Origin of the sequence: Halocynthiibacter styelae, assembly GCF_016123485.1 — a bacterium.
In the GTDB taxonomy this organism is placed as follows: Bacteria; Pseudomonadota; Alphaproteobacteria; order Rhodobacterales; family Rhodobacteraceae; genus Halocynthiibacter; species Halocynthiibacter styelae.
The window spans coordinates 20,617-45,174 of record NZ_JADCKQ010000011.1 but is presented as its reverse complement, the minus strand read 5'-3'; the positions used below and the strand labels follow the sequence as shown (position 1 = coordinate 45,174).

Annotated in this window: 19 protein-coding genes; 10 read left to right on the top strand and 9 right to left on the bottom strand. The window is 54.6% G+C overall.

The features are described 5' to 3' along the window. Positions 1 to 74 precede the first annotated feature (74 nt). Positions 75 to 761 (top strand): response regulator transcription factor, encoded by a 687-nt coding sequence (locus tag H1D41_RS13960; protein ID WP_107498392.1) that lies wholly within the window; start codon positions 75 to 77, stop codon positions 759 to 761. Between the two features lie 57 nt (positions 762 to 818). On the opposite strand, the gene H1D41_RS13955 is transcribed toward H1D41_RS13960, so the two are convergent. The 3 genes from H1D41_RS13955 to H1D41_RS13945 all read right to left on the bottom strand — a co-directional run bounded on the left by H1D41_RS13955 (position 819) and on the right by H1D41_RS13945 (position 4,377). Continuing rightward, positions 819 to 1,493, bottom strand: a complete 675-nt coding sequence (locus H1D41_RS13955; protein ID WP_228849495.1) for a LytTR family DNA-binding domain-containing protein — start codon at positions 1,491 to 1,493, stop codon at positions 819 to 821. A 436-nt stretch (positions 1,494 to 1,929) separates the two neighbouring features. Beyond that, complete coding sequence (locus tag H1D41_RS13950; RefSeq protein ID WP_228849494.1) at positions 1,930 to 3,159, bottom strand: MFS transporter; 1,230 nt, start codon at positions 3,157 to 3,159, stop codon at positions 1,930 to 1,932. A gap of 84 nt (positions 3,160 to 3,243) precedes the next feature. Continuing rightward, on the bottom strand, positions 3,244 to 4,377 hold the full coding sequence (locus tag H1D41_RS13945) for a TauD/TfdA family dioxygenase (protein ID WP_228849493.1): 1,134 nt from the start codon (positions 4,375 to 4,377) through the stop codon (positions 3,244 to 3,246). A 336-nt stretch (positions 4,378 to 4,713) separates the two neighbouring features. Here H1D41_RS13945 and xth point away from each other — a divergent pair, with 336 nt between their 5' ends. Continuing rightward, the gene (gene xth, locus H1D41_RS13940) at positions 4,714 to 5,502 is read left to right on the top strand and encodes an exodeoxyribonuclease III (protein ID WP_228849492.1); all 789 of its coding nucleotides are present in this window, start codon (positions 4,714 to 4,716) and stop codon (positions 5,500 to 5,502) included. Between the two features lie 33 nt (positions 5,503 to 5,535). Here the strand turns inward: xth and H1D41_RS13935 are convergent, their stop codons facing one another. After that, positions 5,536 to 6,960, bottom strand: a complete 1,425-nt coding sequence (locus H1D41_RS13935; RefSeq protein ID WP_228849491.1) for a DUF2793 domain-containing protein — start codon at positions 6,958 to 6,960, stop codon at positions 5,536 to 5,538. A gap of 167 nt (positions 6,961 to 7,127) precedes the next feature. Between H1D41_RS13935 and H1D41_RS13930 the strand changes: the two genes are divergently transcribed. From H1D41_RS13930 to H1D41_RS13920, 3 genes are read left to right on the top strand one after another with little or no spacing between them, the layout of a single operon-like run. After that, positions 7,128 to 8,045 carry a thioredoxin family protein gene (locus tag H1D41_RS13930; protein WP_228849490.1) on the top strand — a complete coding sequence of 306 codons (918 nt, stop codon included), beginning with the start codon at positions 7,128 to 7,130 and terminating at the stop codon, positions 8,043 to 8,045. Positions 8,046 to 8,071: 26 nt separating this feature from the next. Then, on the top strand, positions 8,072 to 8,707 hold the full coding sequence (locus H1D41_RS13925) for an LON peptidase substrate-binding domain-containing protein (protein ID WP_228849489.1): 636 nt from the start codon (positions 8,072 to 8,074) through the stop codon (positions 8,705 to 8,707). Beyond that, on the top strand, positions 8,704 to 8,901 hold the full coding sequence (locus tag H1D41_RS13920; protein WP_228849488.1) for a Trm112 family protein: 198 nt from the start codon (positions 8,704 to 8,706) through the stop codon (positions 8,899 to 8,901). Before H1D41_RS13925 ends, H1D41_RS13920 begins: the two co-directional genes overlap by 4 nt. Before the next feature lie 9 nt (positions 8,902 to 8,910). Here the strand turns inward: H1D41_RS13920 and H1D41_RS13915 are convergent, their stop codons facing one another. Then, complete coding sequence (locus H1D41_RS13915; protein WP_394355412.1) at positions 8,911 to 10,173, bottom strand: UbiH/UbiF/VisC/COQ6 family ubiquinone biosynthesis hydroxylase; 1,263 nt, start codon at positions 10,171 to 10,173, stop codon at positions 8,911 to 8,913. A 49-nt stretch (positions 10,174 to 10,222) separates the two neighbouring features. Here H1D41_RS13915 and H1D41_RS13910 point away from each other — a divergent pair, with 49 nt between their 5' ends. The 3 genes from H1D41_RS13910 to H1D41_RS13900 all read left to right on the top strand — a co-directional run bounded on the left by H1D41_RS13910 (position 10,223) and on the right by H1D41_RS13900 (position 17,825). Beyond that, entirely contained in the window at positions 10,223 to 11,554 is a 1,332-nt protein-coding gene (locus H1D41_RS13910; protein ID WP_228849486.1) for an amidase, read from the top strand. 295 nt (positions 11,555 to 11,849) lie between these two features. Continuing rightward, a complete protein-coding gene (locus H1D41_RS13905) occupies positions 11,850 to 14,918 on the top strand; it encodes a DNA translocase FtsK (protein ID WP_228849485.1) in 3,069 nt (1,022 codons plus the stop codon). A gap of 168 nt (positions 14,919 to 15,086) precedes the next feature. Continuing rightward, entirely contained in the window at positions 15,087 to 17,825 is a 2,739-nt protein-coding gene (locus H1D41_RS13900) for a calcium-binding protein (RefSeq protein WP_228849484.1), read from the top strand. A 492-nt stretch (positions 17,826 to 18,317) separates the two neighbouring features. Here H1D41_RS13900 and H1D41_RS13895 read toward each other — a convergent pair whose 3' ends face one another. Next, positions 18,318 to 18,989 (bottom strand): ABC transporter ATP-binding protein, encoded by a 672-nt coding sequence (locus H1D41_RS13895; protein ID WP_228849483.1) that lies wholly within the window; start codon positions 18,987 to 18,989, stop codon positions 18,318 to 18,320. A 6-nt stretch (positions 18,990 to 18,995) separates the two neighbouring features. Beyond that, entirely contained in the window at positions 18,996 to 20,192 is a 1,197-nt protein-coding gene (locus tag H1D41_RS13890; RefSeq protein WP_228849482.1) for a sugar transporter, read from the bottom strand. 53 nt (positions 20,193 to 20,245) lie between these two features. Between H1D41_RS13890 and H1D41_RS13885 the strand changes: the two genes are divergently transcribed. Continuing rightward, complete coding sequence (locus H1D41_RS13885) at positions 20,246 to 21,049, top strand: ABC transporter permease (protein ID WP_267473696.1); 804 nt, start codon at positions 20,246 to 20,248, stop codon at positions 21,047 to 21,049. Positions 21,050 to 21,490: 441 nt separating this feature from the next. Here the strand turns inward: H1D41_RS13885 and H1D41_RS13880 are convergent, their stop codons facing one another. Both H1D41_RS13880 and H1D41_RS13875 read right to left on the bottom strand, forming a co-directional pair. Next, on the bottom strand, positions 21,491 to 22,390 hold the full coding sequence (locus tag H1D41_RS13880) for a hypothetical protein (protein ID WP_228849480.1): 900 nt from the start codon (positions 22,388 to 22,390) through the stop codon (positions 21,491 to 21,493). Between the two features lie 18 nt (positions 22,391 to 22,408). Beyond that, positions 22,409 to 23,179 (bottom strand): glycosyltransferase family 2 protein, encoded by a 771-nt coding sequence (locus tag H1D41_RS13875; protein WP_228849479.1) that lies wholly within the window; start codon positions 23,177 to 23,179, stop codon positions 22,409 to 22,411. Positions 23,180 to 23,285: 106 nt separating this feature from the next. Here H1D41_RS13875 and H1D41_RS13870 point away from each other — a divergent pair, with 106 nt between their 5' ends. After that, positions 23,286 to 24,374 (top strand): alpha-2,8-polysialyltransferase family protein, encoded by a 1,089-nt coding sequence (locus tag H1D41_RS13870; protein ID WP_228849478.1) that lies wholly within the window; start codon positions 23,286 to 23,288, stop codon positions 24,372 to 24,374. The last annotated feature ends 184 nt before the right edge of the window (positions 24,375 to 24,558 follow it).

Here is a 24,558-nt window from a genome sequence, read left to right as displayed (position 1 = left end):
TCTTGTGAAATAACTGTGCCATACTCAATTAACAGTCAACGCAGCACTAAGACGGTTTGAACAAGGATAGTAACATGAGCAACCTGAAGAAAATCCTGCTTGTTGACGATGACGAGGACCTGCGCGAGGTCCTGGCAGAACAACTTGTGATGACCGAAGATTTCGACGTGTTCGAAGCCGGTGACGGCGCGGGTGCAATGGAAAAAGCGCGGGAAGCGATTTACGATCTGGTTATTCTGGATGTGGGTCTGCCGGATACAGACGGTCGGGAACTTTGCCGTCTGATGCGCAAACAGGGTGTGAAATGCCCGATCCTGATGCTGACCGGCCATGATTCAGATGCCGATACCATCCTGGGCCTGGATGCTGGTGCGAATGACTATGTAACCAAACCGTTCAAATTCCCGGTGCTTCTGGCCCGTGTGCGGGCGCAGCTGCGTCAGCATGAACAGTCTGAAGATGCAGTGTTCCAGCTTGGGCCATATACGTTCAAACCTGCGACCAAGATGCTGGTGACGGAAGATGATCGCAAGATTCGTCTGACCGAAAAAGAAACCAACATCCTGAAGTTTCTGTACCGTTCCGCCGATGGTGTGGTGGCGCGTGATGTGCTGTTGCATGAAGTCTGGGGCTACAATGCCGGTGTGACCACCCACACGCTGGAAACTCATATTTATCGTCTGCGTCAGAAGATCGAACCTGATCCCTCTAACGCACGTCTGCTGGTGACTGAGTCCGGCGGTTATCGTCTGGTCAGCTGATGAAATCCCGTGGTGCCCGGGTTATGGCACTTCTCTCCCTTATGGACTGGCCCGGCTTTATGCCGGGTCTTTTTTTGCGACAGCGCCTGCGTCATGTGGAATGGTTTTCATCCAGGTGCGTACAGTCGCGCTTCGTCCGCGGGAAACAGGTATATTTTCGCCTGAATTCAGCTCAAGCACCAGTTTTCCTGCTTCGCGCTTCAACTGCTTCGCAGCGCGCCGGGCGACCCACCAGGATCGGTGAACCTGCATTCCATCGACGCCTTCCAGCGCTTTCACGGCTTTGCTGATGCTGATGCGGGTCATATCACTGCGGTTGATACAGCTGAGTTCAACATAATGTTCCTGGGCCTGAATGGTCAGAAGCATCCGGTGATCCACTGTGAGATCACCGATCTGAACAAGATAATTGTCGGTTGATTTCAGCTCCGGCATGGCAGGGCGGGGCGTAAGTGGTTCTGTTGGGATTTCCGCAGTCATCGTAGCGCGCAGGTTGTTTTGGTAAACAGGCCAGACAAAAACTACGAGACAGAATTCAAACCCCACGACGAAGATCCAGCTTCGCGCAAATTCGATGTAGCTGATCACGGAATAATCCGGAACGACATCGAACAGGATTAACATGCTGATGGCAATCCAGACGATGCAAAAGGAAACGAGGGTGGAAATTGCCAGGCTTGGCAGCGCCCGGTCCGGCCATTTGCGCCAGAAGGTCACTGAAAGAATCGCCATGAATACCCACCAGAGGAAAACACAGAGTGATGCGCACATAAGCCAGTAGGAGAATCGGAAAATGAGCGTCGCCTCGGCATCAAATTTCAGATTTTTGAACGAGGTGAGGAAAACCGCAAAACCGATTACGCAGCCGATTGTGACCTTTCCAAGAAGGAAATGTGTCGCTGAAGACAGGTCAGTCCGGAGGCGTGTACCATTCGTGACAAATAGGTGCACTTCGCGGCAATTACCTTTTTTTACTGGGTCAGACATGGCACTAAGATTTTGTCAGGTTCGGTTACGAGTGTTTTGTTAATAGGTGTGACCTACGAATTCGCTGCTGCTGTTTGCGTCGGATTGATTCTGTTCGGGCTGTGTTTATGAGTTCCTGATGTGCGTTTTATCGGTGGCCCGGCGATAGACGCAACCTGTCTTGAAGTTATGTTTCTGTCCGTCAGATTTTTAGTCGGAACAGACCATACACAAACATTATTGCGTAGCCCAGGGCTGCAATACACCACGACAAACGCAAGGCGAATTCCCTGCCCAGGCCTGGTTCTGCAAATTCAACCACAAGGCCTGCGGCCAGGGCGCCGAGCGGCATCATGCCCCAACCAAAGAAGCGATAGATCGCATTCACACGTCCGAGCAATGCATCGGGTATAAAACGCTGCCGATAAGAAACCGTTACGACGTTCCATAAAATTGCGACGAACATTTCTGCAAACAGTGCGATTGCTGCGATCAGGGGGGATGCTGTGAAAAAAATGATCAGTGCAGGCAATGGGAATAAAGCCAGTGCCAGGTGAATGCTGCGCTGCGCGCCCAGGCGATTGATGATCTTCGGGCAAAGCAGCCCGCCGGCCACACCGCCAAATGCCCCTGCGGTCATCAGAAGCCCGTGTTGTGTTGCGTTCAGATGCAGGACTTCCTGGGAAAACAGCACAAAGACTGTGATGGTCATGGTGGCAAACGCATTAAGCAGCCCCAGCATCAGGGCAAAGCGCAGGATGACTTTATGCGCCCACATCCAGCGCAAACCTTCCATCATCTCGGTCATAAATTTGCGTCGTACAGGTGGCGCGACACGGGTGATGGAAACACACCAGAGCGCCCAGGCGGACAGGGCAAAGGCCAGCGCATTGATGCCAAAGGGCAGGGGCACCCAGTAAGCGATCAGGAAACCGGCCAGGGGCGGGCCAATGAAGGAACCGGCGATTTGCTCGGCGCTCCACATCTGGCCATTTGCGGTTTCCAGCTGATCCTTATGCACGACAGAGGGCAGCATGGTTTGCGCGGCATTGTCGCGAAAGACTTCGGCGGTGCCGATCAGGAAAGCTGCACCCGCCAACAGCCAGATCAGATGTGCGCTGTTGGCAGCCGGCAGCGGGCCGGCGGAAAAGATCAGGGCAATAACACCCAATGTCAGGATCACCCGGAAGATATCCGCCTGCACCATCAGCAGGCGGCGGTCCAGGCGATCTGTCAGAACCCCGACAGGCAGGGAAAAGAAAAGCCAGGGCAGACGTGATGCCATTGCGACCATGGCAATCGCCATTGGATCACGGGACAGAAGCGTCGCAAGCCATGGGAATGCCATGGCGGCGATACCGTCACCGAGATTGCTGATTGAAGAGGCGGAAAAAAGAAGGCGGTAATTGCGGTTCGTACGTAATAAATTCATGTGACCAGCCTGACACAGTGTTCAGGGCGTGGCAAATAGGGAATGGAAAAGGCCGGGGATGATCCCGGCCTTTTGTTGTTCAGATCAGGCGGCGGCCTGTGTTTTGGCAGGGCGGGCCAGGACGCGCAGCCGGCTTTCAAATTCGCCGCGGTCAACATAGCAGCCGTGCAGATGGCGGAAACCGGTCTGCGGGTCAAAGGCGTTGCGCCCGTGCATCACACGGCGGTTGTCAAAGACCACCATTTCCCCGCCTTTCAGCTTCAGTGTGACCAGATAGTCGTCAGACCGGGTCATCTGCATGAAACGGCGATAAGCGCGATAGAAACGCGTCATCAGGGCGGGTTCCAGATCAAAGATATCGGCCAGGTGGGCGTTGAAACAAACTTCAATCACCTGCCCGTCTTCATTCAGATTGATCACCCGTTTGCGGTTGCGGATGTCGGTGTCTTCGTCGTGGAAACGGAAGGGCACAGAGACAGTTGAAAGCAACTCGAATGCTTCCGGATCGTTCTGGCGCAGATCTTCTGCGATGGCGTAGCCGTCACAGAACAAAGATCCGCCGCCCTGGGCCTCGTTTGCAAGGCAGTGCAGGAACTGAAAGCCCGGCGGTAGTTCCTGGTTGGTCAGGTCCGTGTGCAGGGGCAGGGCAATTGGCGTATAGGCCAGGTTGTTGGGGTTTGGTTTGGACTGGACTTCAAAGGTCACGCCAAAGTTGGTCTGACGCAGAAAACCGATGCGCCGGGCGACATCCATGCCTGCTTCGGTGTTGTCAGCCAGGCCTTCGACGATGGAATAGCCATAGATCTGCGTTTGCTTCAGCCAGTCGGTCAGGGTTTCATCTGAGGTCAGGATCGCATTGGCATTGACGCGGGGAATGCCTGTCGCTCCCAGATCTTTGCGCCAGTGGTGAAACCCTGTGCGGGCAGGGTCAGCGGCGCGCTGTCCGGGGATATGGGCTTCGAGCCATGAAAGATCGAATGTGCTGGCCTGGCGATCATCGCTCCAGGTGAGGGCCAGGTTGCTGTCGGTGATCTCAGCTGTTGTCACTGTGATATCAAGCGGGATCGCTGTCAGGTCGGTGATGCGTTCCTGGGTCTGCGGATGAAAGCCCGCCGGGTCGTTGTCGGCCAGCCAGATGTAAGGGAAAGCGGCCTTGGCACCGCTTGTGAAAGTCAGTTCAACAGTGGCCGTATCGGCGCACAGAGTTACGTTGGTCATGGAAGTCTCCTGACACGGGAATTTTTAAGGAAGTGGATGATACGGCTTCAGCCGCGCAGGGTCTGCGCGGGGGGTGGCCACCAGTCGTGGACCTTGGTGTATGGATGTCCGGGCAAGCGCCCCAGAACAACAAGCATCCGAATCCAGCCTTCGTCAGAAAGATTTCGCCCGATGTGCCTTCGCTGATCATCGGGCGCAAGCGTTAATTGCGTCAGCGCACTGGAATTTGATATTTTCTTTTCTGGTCAATTCAGGCTGTTCAGGGCAGTATCCGGCGGACTATTCTGCCTGTCCCGCCCGGGGCACGGAACCGGATGAATTGAGAAGAGAGCCGCTATGAGTTTCACACTTGCCACCTGGAATATTAACTCTGTTCGTCTGCGCGAACCGATTGTGCTGAAACTGATGGAGGAACACGCACCAGATGTGCTGTGTTTGCAGGAATGTAAAAGCCCCGTAGATAAAATCCCGATGGATGGCTTTCGGGCGCTTGGCTATGAACATATGGTTGCCAGTGGCCAGAAGGGATACAACGGCGTTGCAATCCTGTCTAAAATCCCGATGGAAGAAGCGGGCATGCAGGACTTTGCCTCACTCGGTCATGCGCGTCATGTGGCGGGACGGCTGGAAAATGGTGTGACCGTTCACAATGTGTACGCCCCTGCCGGTGGGGATGTGGCAGACCGTGAAGTGAATGAGAAATTCGGTCAGAAGCTCGATTTCTTTGCCGAGATGCGGGACTATTTCAACGCAAACCGTCCGGAGAAATCCATTCTGGTTGGCGATCTGAACATTGCCCCGGGCGAAGATGACGTCTGGGACCATAAGAAACTGTTGAAAGTTGTCAGCCACACGCCTGTTGAGGTTGAACTGTTTGAAGACGTGCGCAACTCCGGCGGCTGGCATGATGTGACGCGCGGCGATATTACAGAAGGTAAGCTGTACAGCTGGTGGTCTTACCGCGCGAAGGATTGGGATACGGCGGATAAAGGGCGCCGTCTGGATCACATCTGGGCGTCGGATGATATTAAAAATACCCATCACAGCAGCCGGGTTCTGCGCGATGTGCGCGGATGGGAAAAACCATCCGACCACGCGCCGGTTTTCGCGACATTTGATCTGTAAGAAAAAGCCCCGGTCACTGCCGGGGCTTTTGATTTAAGCGTAGATTCCGCCATCACTGGTGCTGCCAGCGCTGCCGCCGGGCAGATGGGAAACCCCGGCGCCATAGGTGTTGACCGAAGACAGCACGCTGATGTCATAACGCGGGCCGCTGGCGGTGCCGGAAAAACTGTTGCCATCAAAACTGGCGGCGGAACCGTTGTTTGCTTCGATAAAGGCGGTCGGGAAATCGGGGGCGCCGGTCAGGGACAGGGTCTGACCTTCCATGCGGAAAACGGCTTTGTGGTCCAGGGCAATGTGACGGTCAGCATCGCCGGTGATTTCAACATCGCCAACCACTTCGCATTCCGCATTCTGCAGGCTGATATGGGCGCTGCCGCCTGTGCCGAATTCGATTTCTGACAGGGTGATCTGGGCATTTTCAGCCCCATTGATGCAAACCTCTGCCGGGGCAGAGGTGCTGAGTTCAACACCAGACAGGGACACAACCGCACCGATCACATCAAACACGCCCGCACTGCTGTTCAGCGCAACCAGAGAAGGCGAGGCCGTGTTGCCGGTGATCATGATCTCACCGCCGCCCACCAGGGGCTGGTCGATCACAACGGGGCTTGTCAGATTGTAAGTGTCATCGGCTAGCTGGATTGTCACCGCATGGCCGCCTGCATCAATCGACAGAACCTCATCCACCGCGCGTTGCAGGGTTGCAAAGGCACCGGTGCCGGAAAACAACCCGCTGTTGCTGTCATTGCCGTTGCCCGGGTCCACATACCAGGTGGTCGGAGCGGCCAGCATGAGGCGCACGCCACCGGACGGAAAGCTGACGCGCCCGGTTGCGCCATCGGTTTCCATAGCCGTGAACCAGGTGCCGCCGTCTGCGCTGACTTTAACAGTGAAATCCGTGTTGCCGCTTAACCCCATTTCCGCGTGGCCGGTCCAGGCGCTTTGGAACAGCAGGCTGGCGGTGTCACCAGGGGTGTTCTTATTCACCTTCAGCTGATGCCCACCGCCTGCATGGTTCAGTAATGTGGCGTCAGCGGAGACTGCAAGCTTGTTGGTTGCGTCCGCAGAGGTGTTCACACCGATATGCACAAGATTGTTGAGGGCATCGGATGTCAGGTTGGCCTTCACCGGGCCCCAGGCCGCACCATCAAAAACCGCCAGTTCCATCGTATCGGTGATCATGGCGATCCAGCCGCTTTGCGGCGCAATGAAAATCCAGACACCATTTTCGTGCAGGGCAATTTGTTCGTCCTGACCGGCCCAGTCGCCAGTGGCGCCGGGGGCGACGATAAAACACTGCCCTTCTGACGGGGCAGGGGGCGGGGTGGTGTCACTGCGACTGTCCGCCACCAGCTGAACCAGAACATCCAGCAGGCGCAGGGCCTCGTTATGGGTGACGTGTTTTTGCGCCTGGGATGGCGCGATATAGGGCATCGAAAGGATTGGCGTGTTGGTCATTGGGTCTGCCTCTGCTGTGAATGCGCAAATCTGGACTGAAATTCCTTTCAGTTCCGCTGTGTGCGGGCACGTGGGGTAAAGGTTCTGTTAACCGACCAGGTGACGCGCAGGGCTTGAAACCGATCTGTTTTCACGCCATCTAAGAGGAAACCCAGAGGGGACAGAGAATGTTAGAATTTGGAAATGAAACCGCCGCGCCAGAAGCACCCGCAGACCTGATCAAAGACGGATCAGAAGCCACCTTTATGCAGGATGTGATTGAGGCCAGTCAGACTGTACCGGTGATTGTGGATTTCTGGGCGCCCTGGTGTGGCCCCTGTAAAACCCTGGGTCCGGCGCTGGAAGCTGCAGTGGCTGATGCCGGTGGCAAAGTCCGCATGGTGAAACTGGATGTGGATAAGAACCAGGGCATCGCCGGGCAGTTGCAGATTCAGTCTGTCCCGACTGTGTATGCGTTCTTTGAAGGCAAGCCTGTCGATGGTTTTCAGGGCGCGTTGCCGCCGTCTGAAATCAAAGCCTTCGTAGACAAACTGGCTGCGATGGCCCCGGAAGAAGATAATGGTCTGGCTGATGCTGTGGCCGCTGCGGAAGAAATGCTGGCCGAAGGGGCTGCAGAAGATGCGGCACAGACGTTTGCTGCGATTCTGGAAGAAGATGGCAATTTCGCCGGAGCCTGGGGCGGTCTGATCCGCGCACATCTGGCGATGGATCAGCTGGATGAGGCCGAAGCCGCGTTGAATGGTGTGCCTGCTGAGATTTCTGACGCTTCTGAAATCGAAGTCGCCGCTGCACAGCTTGATCTGGCAAAACAGGCCGCAGATGCCGGCCCGCTGACAGAATTGCGCGCCGCACTTGATACGGATGAAAACAACCACCAGGCCCGGTTGGATCTGGCCGTTGCAATGCATGCGAATGGCGATCCTGAGGGTGCAGTTGATATGCTTTTGGATCTGTTCCGTCGCGATCGTGACTGGAATGATGGTGCCGCCAAGGCGCAGTTGTTCACCGTTTTTGAAGCGCTGAAACCGGAAGATCCCGTGGTTCTGAACGGCCGCCGTCGCCTGTCATCAATGATATTTGCGTAATCAGATAAACAGGTTAAGGTGGTTTCATGATACTTCCCGCCGACCTTCCTGATGTTATTCCGCTGTTTCCTTTGTCCGAGGCGATCCTTATGCCTCGGGCGAAATTGTCGCTGCATGTGTTTGAGCCGCGGTATCTGACCATGCTTGACGATACTTTGCGCAGTGATCACCGGCTGATCGGGATAGTACAACCGATGCAAGCCGACAGCGAAGCCCTGCATCGGATTGGCTGTGTGGGGCGTGTGACATCCTTCACTGAAACCGAAGATCATCGCTATATGATCACCTTGTCCGGTGTGTCGCGCTTTCGGATTGAACAGATTGAGGAAGGCTTCAATCCCTATAAGAAAGCCCAGGTGAACTGGCGGGATTTTGAGGGCGACAGTCGCAGCATGTCGAAAGATCCGTCCTTTGACCGTACCGGATTTCTGAAACTGCTGCAGCGTTACTTTGATCTCCGCGATCTCAGCACCGACTGGGAACAGCTCCAGGGGGCTGAGGAAGAAATGCTGGTCAATAGCCTGTCGATGCTCTGCCCGTTTTCCATTGAAGAAAAACAGGCTTTGCTTGAGGCGCTAAATCTTGCAGAACGGCGCAGAACCCTGACCGCATTGCTTGAATATGCGATCTACAGCAGCTCTGATACTGAGGTCATCCAATGAATGACAAAACCCCGACATCCCACGCCGAATTTTCCCCGCGTATGCTGGAAGCCCTGATCTGCCCGCAGACACAGCAGCCTCTGGAATATGACGCGAAGCGCCAGGAACTCATCTCCCGCGCTGCGCGCCTTGCTTTCCCGATCCGCAATGGCATTCCTGTCATGCTGATCGACGAAGCCCGCCGGATCGACTGAACGCGAATATCAGATCTGCCGGCCTTGCATCAGTTTTGGCAGATCACCGGTCAGGCCAGCGGCTTCGCGGATGAAGTTGCGGCGCAGGGTGGGCAGGGCGTTCACGATACCCAGGCCCATGCCGCGGGCTGCCCGCAGGATCGGGTTGTCGTTTGAGAACAGGCGCACAACGCCGTCCATCCCGGCGCTCATGACTGTGGTATCCCAGCGGCGCCATTGTTCATAACGGGCCAGCACATCAACGGCGGCGAAATCTTCACCACGGCGGCGGGCTTCAATCACGACTTCTGCCAGCGCCCCGACATCGCGCAGACCCAGGTTCAGCCCCTGACCGGCAACAGGATGCACACCATGGGCGGCATCGCCAACAAGGGCGAGGCGATCTTTGACAAAATGTTCAGCCAGAGACAGGCTGAGGGGATAGGTTAAGCGCACCCCGGACAGGGAAATATCGCCCAGGAAATCACCAAAAACCGGGCGCAGTTCTTCCATGAAGTCATCATCACTCAGCCCGGCAAGACGGGCGGCAGTGTCATCGGATGTGCTCCAGACAATGGACGAATGGTCACCAGGCAAGGGCAGGATAGCAAGCGGCCCGTCGGGCATGAAGAACTGATGTGCGGTGGCGTTGTGCGGCTTTTCATGTGCTACGGAACAGACAACTGCCGTCTGATGATAACTGTGCCCGTTACGTTTGATGCCTGCGCGTGACGCAACACCGCTGCCGCGCCCGTCCGCACCGACCAGCAGGCGGGTGGTGTGGCTTGTGCCATCATCCAGGCCCACGGTGACAATCGCACCGTCAACCTGTTGCGATATAGCCTTTGCGTCAGAAATCTTTGTGATCAACGGGTGCCTTTCAACGGCTTCGCGCAGGGCACCGGAAATAAAGCGATCCTCAACCATATAGCCGGTCGGGCCTTCTTCGATCTCGGCGTGATCAAACCCCATCACAAAGGGACCAGGCCCTTCGCCCGCGCGCCCATCGGTGACTTTGACGTTCAGGATGGGTTGCGCATTGCCGTCCAGCAGGGGCCAGACGCCAATCGCCTGAAACAGCCGCTGGGACGCGAGCGCCAGCGCATAACAGCGCCCGTCAAACCCCTGCGTTTCGCGCGCACCATCGGGGGCAGCATCCACAAGGGTTACGTTCAGGCCGCCATCGGCCAGGGCAAGCGCAAGCGAGGGGCCGTTCAGCCCGCCGCCTGCAATCAGGATATCTGAGTCGCAGGTCATAAAACCCACTATCGTGACTGTGCGGGGATTGTCCATGCGCCCCAGTGCCGCTACCGTCCGGGAAAATGATTTTGGGAGGGCAGGCATGTCACTGAACTGGCAGGATAAGACCGCAAGTGAACTTGGGCGGATGATTGGCGCGGGTGAGATTGACCCGGTGGATCTGACAGAGGCCGTGCTGGATGCAATCGAAGCGCATGAGATGTCTGATCGCATCTACGCCCGCCTGACGCGGGACCGTGCGATAGCGGAGGCGAAGGCTGCGTCTGATCGCGCCAAAAGCGGCGCGCGACTGAGTGCGCTGGATGGTGTGCCGATTTCCTGGAAGGATCTGTTTGATACAGCAGGTGTTGCGACAGAGGCCGGGACGGCTTTGCTGAAGGATCGTATCCCGGATGAGGACGCGGAGGTTCTGAAAAACGCCACCGCTGCCGGGCTGATCTGTGTGGGTAAAACCCATATGTCCGAACTGGCTTTTTCTGGCCTGGGGCTGAACCCGATCACGGCAAGTTCACCCTGTGTGAATGATCATGATGCTGTGTCCGGCGGGTCCAGTTCTGGTGCAGCAGCATCGGTTGCCTTTGGTCTGGCGCCTGCCGCGATTGGATCTGATACGGGTGGATCCGTGCGTATCCCCGCGGCCTGGAATGACCTTGTGGGGCTGAAAACCACTTCGGGCCGCCTGTCGCTTGAAGGTGTCGTTCCGCTTTGCGCCTGGTTTGATACGGTTGGCCCGCTGGCGCGTTCTGTTGAAGATTGCGCCCAGCTGCTGGCGTTGATGGAAGGTGGCAAAGCTGCGGATCTGCGTGGTGCGGATCTGGCGGGTAAACGTTTCCTTGTGCTGGAAACCGTCGCGATGGATGACGTGCGTGACGCACCGGGTGCTGCGTTCCAAAGCGCGGTTGAACGGCTTCAGGCCGCAGAGGCCCAGGTGGATCGTGGGGACATCCCGGAAGTTGCCGAAATCATGGAACTGACCAGCATTCTTTATACAAGTGAGGCCTGGGGCACCTGGAAAGACGTGATCGAGGCCAACCCGGATGTGATGTTCCCTGAAATTCTGGGGCGGTTTCAACTGGGTCAGTCCTGGTCCGCCGGGGAATATATCGCGGCCTGGCAGAAGATGGAAAAACTGCGGGCGGGCTACCTGAGCGCTGTGGCGCAATATGATGCAGTGATCATGCCGACATCCCCCATTCTGCCGCCAAATGCGGAACGGCTGATGTCGGATCATGATTATTATATTACCGAAAACCTGCTCGCCCTGCGCAATACGCGGATCGGCAATCTGATGGGGCTGACCGCGCTGACCCTGCCCACCGGGGTTCCTTCCTGCGGTATTACGCTGATGACACCGCCGGATACCGAAGAACGCCTGCTGCGTCTTGGCGCTGCGGCAGAGGCGGCGCTGGCGTAAAAGAGTCACAGAGATCGGCGGGTTCTGCCCGCCGGTCACATCACGGGCTGGACAGACAGCCATCTGCGCCGTATTCTGGTCTTAATCGGGGCGAAACGATCCCGGAACAGAGGCAGATATGGTTTCAGAAGAGCGGGCGCAGCCCCTTTCTTTATTGATAGAATTCCACGCACCAGGTGTATCTTCACCTGGGTGTTTCCCCATGTCCGCAAGTGTAGTGATGACGGATGGTTTTCATCCCAATAAGTATAAATCCGCCCTGTGAAGCGGCTGAGAATGTGTAAGGACAGGTAAAATGGCGTCTTATCAGATCAGACAACGTGATCCTCTTTTCGACAGCAACACCCAGGCTGCGCTTGAAAAACGTGGCAAGGAACTGATGGGCGTGGGAATGATCATTGCGGGCCTAATTGTTACGCTGATGCTCTGGACGTATTCGCCCTCTGATCCAAGCATGTTTGTTGCGTCAGATGGGCCTGTGCAGAATATGTTCGGCACACCCGGTGCCTACCTGTCCGGTATGATTTACACGCTGGTTGGCTGGGGTGGCTGGGGCATTGTTGCGGTTCTGCTGACCTGGGGCACGCGATATGTGCTGCACTATGGCGAAGAACGCATCATGCCACGCATTCTGTTCGCGCCTGTCGCGATTGCACTGATTTCTCTGTATGCGTCGATTTCTGTTTTTGCATCATCTGTCGGCACGTCTGATCTGTGGGTGCATAGTTTTGGCCCCGGTGGCGTCATTGGTGACGTCATTTCCGGTGCGGTTATTTCCGTGATGCAAAGCCTGGGTGGCCTGGCCGTCTGGGTAAACTTGCTTTCTATCCTCTCTGCATTGGCAATGATTGCTGTGTTGCTGCCTGTCCTGGGGTTCACCCGGGAAGAACTGCGCAGCTTTGGTCGCTTCCTCTTTATTGGGGCGGTGATGGGCTATGCGCTGGTGATGAAACTGATCGGTCGGGGTGTGCAAAAAGCCGGTGCAACCGCGCAATCCCTGAATGAGGCGCGCCTTGCCCGGCAGGAAAACGCGCGTCTGCATCAGGAAGAGGTTGTCATTCATGACGGTCCCGAAGCCTATGAACCTGTTGCACCCGTTGTCCCTGCACGGGCGGCGGCACAAGTTGTTCGTTCGGATCAACAATACGCAACACCAGAATATGTGGAACCCCAGGTTCAGGCCTATGCAGAACCACAATATGCAGAACCCGTACCGGAAGCTGTCGAAAAGCCCGGGCTGCTGGCATCTCTGTTGCGTCGCACACCTGAACCGGAACTCGTGGAAACACAGCCGCCGGCCTATGATGCACCTGTGGATGAAGATGGTGGGGATCGTATTAAGTCCCGGATCACCGATGCCATCCAGGCCCGCCGCCGTCGTGTGCCGGTTCTGAAAGCCAATACCGCGCCACGCCCGGCAGCAACGCGTGCGGAACCACAGCTGAACCGCCAGGAACCCGTTATGGAGCCTGTTGCACCTATTGTCGCGCCCGTTCTGCGTGCCCCTGTTGAGGCACCAATGCCCGTGGCAGAACCTGCGCCGATGGAACAGGATGACTGGTCGGCCTTCCAGGCAGAAGAAACAATGCAGGATTACCACGATGATGTGGTGATTGAAGAGCTGCCGGAAGATTACTCTGCATATCAGGAAGATGATTTCGCAGAGCCCTGGGAAGATGAAGCACCTGTGGCCGCGCCTGTACCACAGATGGCGGCACCGATGCAGATCCCACAGCCGCCTGTTCAGAAAGCTGTGGTGCAACATGCGCCGAACAAGCTGGCTCAACCGTCCCGCCAGGCCCAGGCTGAGGCGCAGCCAAAACTGCAGTTTGACCAGCAGGCTGATACCTATGAAAACCCACCGCTGAGCCTTCTGGCCAGCCCGGATACCATTGAACGCCATCACCTGTCTGATGAAGCCCTGGAAGAAAACGCCCGCATGCTGGAAAGCGTGTTGGATGACTATGGCGTCAAAGGGGAAATCGTTTCTGTGCGCCCTGGCCCTGTTGTTACCATGTATGAACTGGAACCTGCGCCCGGTCTGAAAGCGTCCCGTGTGATTGGTTTGGCGGATGATATCGCCCGTTCCATGTCCGCATTGTCTGCGCGTGTGTCCACCGTGCCGGGCCGGTCCGTGATCGGTATCGAACTGCCCAATGAAAAACGTGAAATGGTCAGTTTCCGTGAGATCCTGTCAGGTCGTGATTTTGGCGATGGCAGCCACAGCCTGCCGCTTGCGCTGGGCAAAGACATTGGCGGTGCGCCGGTTGTTGCGAACCTTGCCAAGATGCCTCACCTGCTGATCGCGGGTACCACGGGTTCTGGTAAATCGGTTGCCATCAACACAATGATCCTGTCGCTGCTGTATAAGCTGTCCCCGGATGAATGCCGGATGATCATGATTGACCCGAAGATGCTGGAACTGTCCGTTTATGACGGCATCCCACATCTGCTGTCGCCTGTTGTGACCGACCCCAAAAAGGCGGTTGTGGCCCTGAAATGGGTCGTGGGTGAGATGGAAGAACGCTATCGCAAGATGTCGCGCATGGGGGTGCGTAACATTGCGGGTTATAACGGCCGTGTCGAAGATGCACTGGCGAAGAATGAAATGTTCTCACGTACGGTTCAGACCGGATTTGACGAAGAAACCGGCGATCCGATCTTTGAAACCGAAGAAAACAAACCCGAGAAAATGCCATATATCGTGGTGGTCGTTGATGAGATGGCTGACCTGATGATGGTGGCGGGTAAGGAAATCGAAGCCTGTATTCAACGTCTTGCGCAGATGGCGCGTGCGTCTGGTATCCACCTGATCATGGCGACACAGCGCCCGTCTGTGGATGTGATCACCGGTACGATTAAGGCAAACTTCCCAACCCGGATTTCCTTCCAGGTGACATCCAAGATCGACAGCCGCACCATCCTTGGTGAACAGGGCGCGGAACAACTGCTTGGCATGGGTGACATGCTGTATATGGCGGGTGGGTCCAAGATTACCCGTGTGCACGGGCCGTTCTGTGCTGATGAAGAAGTCGAAGAAATCGTCAACCACCTGAAAGCCTTTGGCCCGCCTGAATATATTGGCGGCGTGGTGGATGGCCCGGATGATGACAAGGCTGACAACATCGACGCTGTGCTTGGTCTGAACACAGGTGGCAACACCAATGGTGAAGACGCGCTGTATGATCAGGCGGTAGCGATTGTGATCAAAGATCGCAAATGTTCGACTTCTTACATCCAGCGGAAACTGGCGATTGGCTATAACAAAGCCGCGCGTCTGGTAGAGCAAATGGAAGAAGAAAGTCTTGTTAGTGCTGCAAACCATGTCGGCAAGCGCGAGATACTGGTGCCAGAGCAGAATTAAGCCGCACGGTGGGGAAGGTCTTGTCCTGGCCTTCCTAACAGACCGTAAACAACAAAGTTAAGGTTCGCTCAGAATCTTAAACAAGAGACATGATTTAAACAAAATCCGGTACCCGGCGGGCTTCATTGTATTCCCAGACTACCTTCAGAAATTGGGTGAAGGTGGAATATGGCATACTTGGGACTGACGGGCGTCATCCTGCCTGGTTTGGATGGGATCGACCAGAATATCACTGGCATGCATGTCTCTGTGACATCTCTGGGCGTCTATTTATATGGTACATCCGGCATCAATGGCGGTCTGATCAGCTATGCGTTGACACAGGGGCAGATCGCGGTGCTTGCGGGGTCTGCCGTTTATGATGAAACCACCACACTGTTCGCAGCATCCGACTTATCCTTTCTGGAACTCAATAATGTAGAATATGCGATCACGGGTCTGGATGCTTCCGGGAACCTGATCGCTTATGCGCTGGAAGAAGACGGAAGTGCTACAGCCCCGGTTTTGTTACCAGGAGATGGAAGTTCCGCAGAATTCGCGGCCCTTACGGAAGGGGCAGTACCAGTACAAGCCAGCTATTATTACGCCGTCTCTGCCTCGGGGGATGAGATACAGGTTTTCGAAATTGGCACAGAGATCACGGCCCGGCCAGAGCTGAGCATTTCAGATACAGAGGACAGCTACGGCACAAACATCACGGATATGCTGCGGATCAGTGTCGGGGGGAATTCATTCCTGCTGGTCACATCGGCGGGTGAGAACGGGATCAGCATCTATAGCATTGACGATGCAACGGGGGCGCTCAGCTTGTCCGACACTGTCGGAGCAGCGCTTGAACTGGGGATAAACACACCACTTGCAATGGAACTGCTGGAGGTAGGTAGCGCAAGCTATGTCATCGTGGCGTCGGCGCTCAGCAACTCTCTCAGCGTACTCAGGGTGGAAGGAAACGGCATTCTGAATGTAACGGATCATATCATTGATACATCGCACACCCGCTTTCAGAATGCTTCGGTGATTGAAACTTTCACCATCGGGGATCGCGGCTTTGTCCTGGCTGGTGGCGGGGATGACGGTATCAGCCTGTTTACCATCCTGCCGGACGGGACATTGCTGCATCTGGAGAGCATTGCTGATGAACTGAACACGACACTTGATAACATTGCGTCCATCTCGGCAGTTGTTCTGGGTGATGAAGTGCAGGTTTTTGTAACCTCTGGCAATGAATCAGGTGTGACGCAGTTTTCTCTTTCTGCCGCGAACTACGGAGACGTCATTTATGGCACTGCACTGCAAGATAGTATTACCGGAACCAGTGGGGATGATCTGATTTATGGCGGCCCGGGGGATGATAATATCTACGGCGGTGACGGTGCGGATATTCTTTATGATGGGTCGGGTTCTGATGTGCTCTGGGGCGGAGCTGGGGCGGATATCTTTGTCTTCGAGGCAGATGGGGTGACTGACATCATTCAGGACTTTGAACCCGGCGTGGACCGACTGGATCTCAGTCATTTTAACTGGCTCTATTACATCGGGCAGATCAGTTATGTTGTGGAAGACTGGGGGATTACGCTGAATTTCAATGATGAACAGATCCATGTAAGAACCCTGAACCAGACATCGATTACGATTGAAGATATCTTTGGCGACCAATTCACAGATCCAAATCGACCGCTGCTTATCGGTACAAATGAGCAGATCGGGTCGGACGCTGATGACATTCTGATTGGTGGTGATCAAGGTGATACAATGTTTGGTGGCGCGGGCAATGACGTCCTCGTAGGGGGGGATGGTGCTGATGTTCTTAATGGTGGTACCGGCATTGATCGGGCGCAATACCTTGGGGCATCTGCGGTCATAGCTGACCTTCTCAACAGTTCGAACAATACAGGTGTCGCGAGCGGGGATACGTATTTTTCCATCGAACGCCTCTATGGTACTGCCTTTGGGGATGGTTTGTATGGTGATCATGCCAACAACGCGATCTGGGGGGACAAGGGTAATGACTTCCTCTCTGGCAGGGGTGGCAATGACACGCTTTATGGTGGTGTGGGTAATGACGTTCTCGTCGGGGGTTCGGGGGGCGATGTTCTCAACGGTGGTACCGGCGTCGATCGCGCGCAATATCTTGGGGCATCTGCTGTCACGGCTGACCTTCTCAACAGTTCCAATAATACGGGTGCCGCGAGCGGGGATACGTATATTTCCATTGAGCGCCTCTACGGCACTGCCTTTGGGGATGGTTTGTATGGTGACCATGCCACCAATGCGATCTGGGGACACAATGGTAACGATTTCCTCTCTGGCAGAGGGGGCAACGACGCGCTTTACGGTGGCGCGGGCAATGATGTCCTTGTCGGGGGCTCGGGAGGCGATGTTCTCAACGGCGGTGCCGGCTATGATCGCGCGCAATACCTTGGTGGCTCACGCGTAACGGCTGATCTTTTGAATAGTTCCAACAATCGGGGAAATGCCATCGGGGATACGTATTTTTCCATCGAACGGCTTTACGGTTCTGCCTTCAACGACTCACTTTTGGGGGATCATGCCAACAATGCGATCTGGGGGCATTATGGTTCCGACGATCTGTTCGGTCGGGGTGGGAATGACGCGCTTTATGGCGGGGTCGGTGCCGATGACCTTTATGGTGGTGCGGGGAATGATTTGCTCAGCGGTGGGGGTGGTGCGGATAAGTTTGTCTTTTTCGCCAATAGCGGCGACGACAAGATCGTGGATTTCCAGAACAATTATGACAAAATCCACCTCAAGATCTCCGGTCTGATGCTTGAGGACCTCACCCTGTCCTATGCGAATGGTGATACCACCATAGATTATGGCTCGGGCACAATCACGGTTGAGAACACAACCATCACAGCGGTCTCGGACGATATCGTATTTATCTAGAGGAATTGAGCCTTCCCGGCCTAAACAACATTGGGCCGGGAGCCGTTGCGAAACAGCAGGCGTGATGGAAGCACCCCATTGCACAGAAACCCATATCCTACAGTGACAAGTTAAGCAACGGCGGTTGAATGGTCGATGAGCCAGCCACTGGTAGGCAGTGCTTGTGTGTAAGTATGAGCGGGGACAGCATGATGATATGGTCATTCTGGATCAGATCCGCGAGCCGAGTGGCCTCAGCCTGAAAAATTATGGGCGGCTGTGTATGACTGGAGAGTTGCTGGAACTGCACTTGAATGTTGGACGCACATGGTCAGGTAGAAGGCGTAGTATTTCAGTATATCAACAACTTTTATAACCCACGTCGCCGTCATTCATCGCTGGGTGGTAAATGCCCCCGGCATTCGAACGAAAGGTCGCAAGTGAGTTCAGAGACCAGAACGGAACTGCTACAAGGCCAATTGGGCGATGTCGAAGATTGCAGCGTGGTGTTCTTCATTTCCGTTTGGGTTCCTCTCCCATATTCTCACGATGTACTTCCAGTGCCTCGTCAATATCATCGAAATATCTGAGGATACCATTTTCCAGAACAGCACCAGCCGAGCAAATTGACCGCAATGTGCTTGCGCTATGAGACACAACAATTGAACCAGCCTGACTCAGGCGATCGTTCAGCACGTCGGTACATTTTGCACGAAAAGACCTGTCGCCCACTGCAGTCACTTCATCAATCAGGTAATAAGAAAACGGGATCCCCATAGACACGCCAAAAGCCAGGCGGGCCCTCATACCTGAACTATAGGTGCGAACGGGTGCCCTGAATGCTGATCCCAATTCTGCAAAATCACTGACATAGTCTTCAAGCTCTCTGGTATCCACGCCATACACACGTGCAATAAAGCGAGTATTTTGCAGGCCGGTCAGTTCTGGATGGAAGCTCCCGGCAAAACCGATTTGCCAGGAAATCGCGCCTTCGCTTAATACCTGGCCCGCATCCGGCCGCATTGTTCCGCCAATGATCTTAAGCAGGGTGGACTTACCTGCTCCATTTCGCCCAATCAGAGCAACAGATGTACGCGCAGGGAATGTCGCATTTATCTGCCGTGCCACATATTTTCGCTGCCCGCCGAGAAGAAAGCTTTTGGTCAGGTTTTCGAGCACAATCACAGTAGGTCACCCTCGGTCGCGGATGGAATATGCCACCATGATTGCAACAGCCCAGCTAAGCAGCAATAGGGCAAAGGCAATTGGGATAATCACCCAGGAACGTGGGTAAAGTGCAGTATCCGACAGCGTCGGTTCAATATGAACTGCGAGATATTTTGTACGGCGTCCGGCATCTGCCCGCGCGACATCAAAAGCGGCAGCGGCGGACACAAAAGCCTGCTCGGCAAATTCGCGTTCGACAAGAAGCGCTTCAAAACGACCGACAATTTCGACCATACCACTGTTCGCACTCCCGGCCAAAGCCTGCCGTTCTTCCTCCAGCCGCCCTTCAATCGCAGCAACCCGTCGACGTAATTGCGTAAGCCGCGGATCATCTTCACGCGTGGTGGCGGCTGTCAGCAAATCAAGTTCAATCCAGGCATCAGCCAGCTGTTGTTGCAGTGCAGCTGATACCCCGCCCTGACTTTGAACAGCAATCGTAGGATCAATAATGCGCGCAGAAGAGCGGAATTCACTCAATTCCTGACGCGCAACTTTCAGACGTTCACGAGCACTTTCAAGATCCTCCTGGGCATAACCAATTGCATCCTGACGCGCCAGAAAACTCAGCTGATCTACCAGCTCCTGCGACTGCTGTAAAATATTGTGGTTGATACGTCTTGCGTCTTCGGGGCTAAATGCAAATGCCTTCACCCGGACAATTCCGCTGCCCTTGTCCAGATTGATCTGAACCATACTATGCCAGTGCTGGACCAGTTTCTCTACGGGAACGTCAGGTGAAATTGTAAAAACCGGGTCATTGTCTGGTGCTGAATACAGGGCCCGCAAGCCGAGCTGTTCATCAATAGTCCGCACGATTTTCTGGCTGCGAATAAAGTCAAAGACAATCTGCGCATCAGATGAAGTACCCGATGATAGCTCGCCAAGACCAGACAGTGCATCAAACGGGTTCGCAAACTCTTCTGAGCGAATAGAAAACGACATTGATGATGCAAACTGAGGCGTGGCGAACACACCCAGATAAAGTGCAAGCAATCCAACGGGCAACTGAACAACGAGCATAAATGACCAGATCAGGAATTTGTGCCGGCTTTGCATTTTTACCTTCCGGGCCGGAAGCGGAACCGATGGACGAACCTGCTCATTACCCGCTTGTTTCGTTGAATTGGCTGTCATACTCCAGCACCTATTTTTAGAACGCACAACCAACATCTACAACAATTGTGTCCAAGTTCAATTACCTATAACGTTACGCCATGAGAAAGACTTCCTCCACAAAAAACGTTCAGCGCAGGCATGTTCCCTTTCAGACCTTAAGGGTCATTGCAGCACTGTGCATGCGTGAAATGACAACGACATTCGGTCGCTCGTCTCTCGGCTATTTGTGGGCTGTAATTGAGCCAATCGGTGTTATTCTGGTATTCACCGTTGCATTTTCCCTGATCTTTCGGCAGCCACCCCTTGGGTACAGTTTCCCGTTGTTTTACGCGACAGGATATATTCCCTTTGGCATTTACAATACCTGTCAGGGAAAGATTTCAGCCGCCATTTCACAGAACAAAGCGCTGCTGTTTTACCCCGCCGTTACGTATACGGATGTGATCCTGGGCCGGTTCGTATTGATATCCCTGACGGAAATGACAACTGCATTCTTTGTATTTGGTGGCCTCCTTGTTTACACAGGTTCACAGGTTGCAGAGTTTGGATATGTGTTTGCGGGGTTCGGTCTTGCCCTGATGATTGGGACGTCCGTTGGGTTGTGCAACGCGACATTGTTCGAAATATTTCCATCCTGGCGTAACATCTGGCGCATCCTCAGCAGGCCAATGTTCTTTATCTCTGCGATTTTCTACCTGTTTGATACCTTACCCGACGATATGCAGGCGCTGCTTTGGTGGAATCCACTAATCCATATTGTTGGCACATTGCGAGTCGGTTTCTACCCCGAGTACGAAGCACCATATATTTCGTGGTTGTACGTCATTCTGGTATCACTCGCGCTTATGACAATCGGGCTTGTGAATCTGCGGTCATCCAATAAGTTCATTATTAACAACTAGATCATATCGATCAAAAAGCGCTCTGTCAGGGTGAGGCCTGCTTGTTGCCGGTTTCGGACCTTTTCTGATTAGCGCTGGGGATTTGGTGTGCGGGGAGTTGCACGATTTGTGGGCGGTGCGCATTCGGCGGGGAAAGCTGGTCGCGCTGTGCATGTTTTCGCAGTTGTACGAGACAGCGAAGTTTTGGACGCGGGCTTGAATATCCGCTTTGGTGGCGAAGCCCTGGCCCGACCATTCCAGACGATACTTACAGGTTAGGCATAAGGTTTCCGAGAATGGGCTGCCGTTATTGGCGCTCAGTACGGGCGGGCTCATGAGGCAATGGCCGCATAGAACCAAGAACTAGTTTGTCCGGAAACAGGGGTGAATTCATTCCATCGAAACTGAAGAATCCAATCACATATCGATTTCCTACCCCCTGCTGTCGTGTACAGGGCCGTGTTATCTAATCGATGCCAACCGCATGATGGCTTCCTGGGTCTTGCGCAGGCCAAGCAACCCCTCGTTGACATCATCCGGATTTGCCCATGACTGGAAAAAATCAGAATTGTCACCGCCGCCATATTTCTCCTGAAGTGTGCGGAAGATTGGCTTGTATGTGTCGTTCAAACGAGTCAGCTCTTCCCTGGTCAGCAAGCTATAGCGCCGGCCTTTGTAGCCATAGCGGTCAAGGTGCTTTTCAACTTTGTCCAGCTGTGCGGACATCTTTTGCGTGTGATCGCTTGGTCTGCGAAGCAGGCTGCGCAAAAGCAAATCATCCGTATCCGGCGTCTCATTTGAGCGCTTAGGAATGTTGAAGCGTTCGATAGGCAGATCAACAGTGTGAAGGAAATCAGAAACCGCATCGCCCCCATGCAGCTGTGGGTGCTCATAAGGGCGCAGGCGAACGCTGCCGCGACCAAAGAGCATGTCGAAGTTTGCAATGAGCTTTTCAAACTGAAGCCCTGTGTTCACAAATGAAGAGGCGAGAAATTCGGTCATTGTGCCCGAGCCTGTGCCGCTTTTCAGCCCTTGTTGGAACCATGAGTTCAAAAAGCTGTCTGGTCTGCGCAGATAGATCAGAACGGTGACGTCATAGCCTGACAGAAGCTCAGCGAGTTTGGCGGTATCGCTACGCCTGGTGTTTGCGAAATGCCATAGCCCCTCATCGGAGATGATCAGATTGTCGGTGTTTTTTTCAATGCTTTTCAAAGCGGGTTGCAGCATTGAAGAATGACGCATCGGGGGACCAAAAAAACTGTAACCGCAATCGCTCAACACATCACAATTGTTGGCCAGTGCCGCCTGGATAGAGGTGGTTCCGGTTTTCATGGTCCCGATGTGTAAAATGGCCTTTGGCATTGGAGATCCTGCTTCTGGTTACAGTTTGCGATATCGCCAGACACGCTGCGTGAGGTGACGGAAAAGATACACGGCACTTTTCATGGCAGAGAGCTTTTCAATATCGCGGTACATACGCCACGTGTCATAGCTGGACACAAGCTTATTTGAAGAAAGCGTGCCTGAGGCCAATCTCAAAACCGCGACGGGGCGGGTGACGCCGCAGGCGGGGCCGTGGGTTTTCAGAATTTGCAGCCACAGCGCAAAATCATGGCGACGCTTCAGGGGGGGCATTGGGACCTTGCCGCAGATCCTGGTGTCGTAGATTGCGGTCAGGCACCCGATTACATTGCCTCTCAACAGCTGCTCGTAGGTGACGTGCGGTGGTACGTTGATGGTGTTGCCTGGGCCAGCTTCGCGCTTGGCGTAATATCCGCCATAGCATAGGGGCGCGCCGGTCTCTTTCAGAAGCGCAAACTGCTGGGTCAGCTTATCTGGCAACCATTGATCATCTGAATCCAGAAACGCAATGTAGCGCCCTGTTGCCACCTCAAGCCCTGTGTTGCGGGCAAACGCTGCACCGCGCGGGCCTGTGTTGTGCAACAGCCGGATGCGCGGATCTGTCTGGGCTCGCGCAGAGACGATTTCGCATGTCGCATCCGTAGAGGAATCGTCGATCACCAAAAGTTGCCAATCTCGTTCGTTTTGGGCGCAGACCGAAGCAATCGCTGCATCGATTGTGTGTGCGGCGTTGAAGGCAGGCATCAGAATGGAGACAGTAATCATGGCACGCTTGAAAGGTTTGATCATTGACGTCTATGCGCTTCAGGCGTTATGCGCAATAGACCTGAAGGGTGTTAGGGGGCCTGCTCACCGATAGGGTCTAAGGCAGGATCAAGTCGAAAGGTAACACTGCGTGTCCCTGGAATTTCATTTGTGCAACAATCTGCGCCATTTGGTATTTGCTTTAGCGGATATTGTTGGGCGGGGGGCTACTGCACGCATCCTGTATCTTGAAGATGAAACACCGTTGTCTGCGGATTTGAAAAGCAGGCTGCGCGCTGCATTTGGCCATATTGATATTCTTTATGACTGCGACGCGTCCCAGATCAAGCGGTTCGGTGGGGTGCCCTTCACAGAGCTGACGCGGCGAAATCTCAGGTTTGACGGTTTGCGGGGTATCAAAGTTGCGACTGGCTGGCCGCTGCCGATTTTGAACGGCGCGCGGTTTGATGTGGGCTATATCTACCATTCGGGGCTTTTCTGCGCCAAGGCGGCATCGGTGAGCTGTGATCGTATTGTGATGCGCGAATCTGGCCTGAACAACTATGTCGATTTTCCCGTCGCATGGCCCAAAGCCATGATACGATGCTTGGTCGGGCTGCCTGCGTTTCGACAAGTCTGGGGCGAGGAACGATGGGTTGACGCTATCGAGGTGTCAAAACCCGGGCACCTGCCCCACGCGGTGCGCCACAAAGGGCACAAGCTCACATTTCCAGATGTTTTCGGGCGACTCACGCCGCGCGAAGCGGCGCTTTTGGGATCAATCTTTGTTCCCGAACGGCCCGTTCTTGGCACCGGATCAAAGCCACGTGCACTGCTGTTGACTCAACCGTTGGACGGTGTTGCATTGTGCAGTACGCCTGAGAACCGGGCATCTTACCAACACATTGCCGATGAGCTGGCACGCTTTGGGTATGAAGTGTACGTTAAATTCCACCCCAGAGAAAAAACCTATCCGCTGGAGGGTACTTCGGTGCTGTCGGCGCATTTTCCCATTGAACTTTGGGCGCCGCTTGGCTTGCCGCCGTTTGATCTGGCCGTCGCCATATGTTCGGCCTCTTTGATAGAGGGGGATAGGTCTATCGCGCATCAGGCGGTTCAGCTGCTCACACCAGATGCGTTTACCGTCCAGGGGCTGAAACAGTGGCGTGCGGGGCTTCCGGAGAACCTGGCACACCTGGCCCGAGCGTGCGAAAGCGAGCAAATACCGGAGCATTTGTGAATAGCTGATATTGCACTCACGTCGAATACTCGGAACCATACGTTTTCAAGCGATTTCCTGAAAACCAAACTGAAGGCTGTTGGTTGTGGGGTGATCCGCTCTGAAACGATTTCCGCTGTATCTCGTGATGATCGCTCAGCGCTGGCAGAGGCCAAACTGAAGTCGATTTTAACTAAATTTTCCT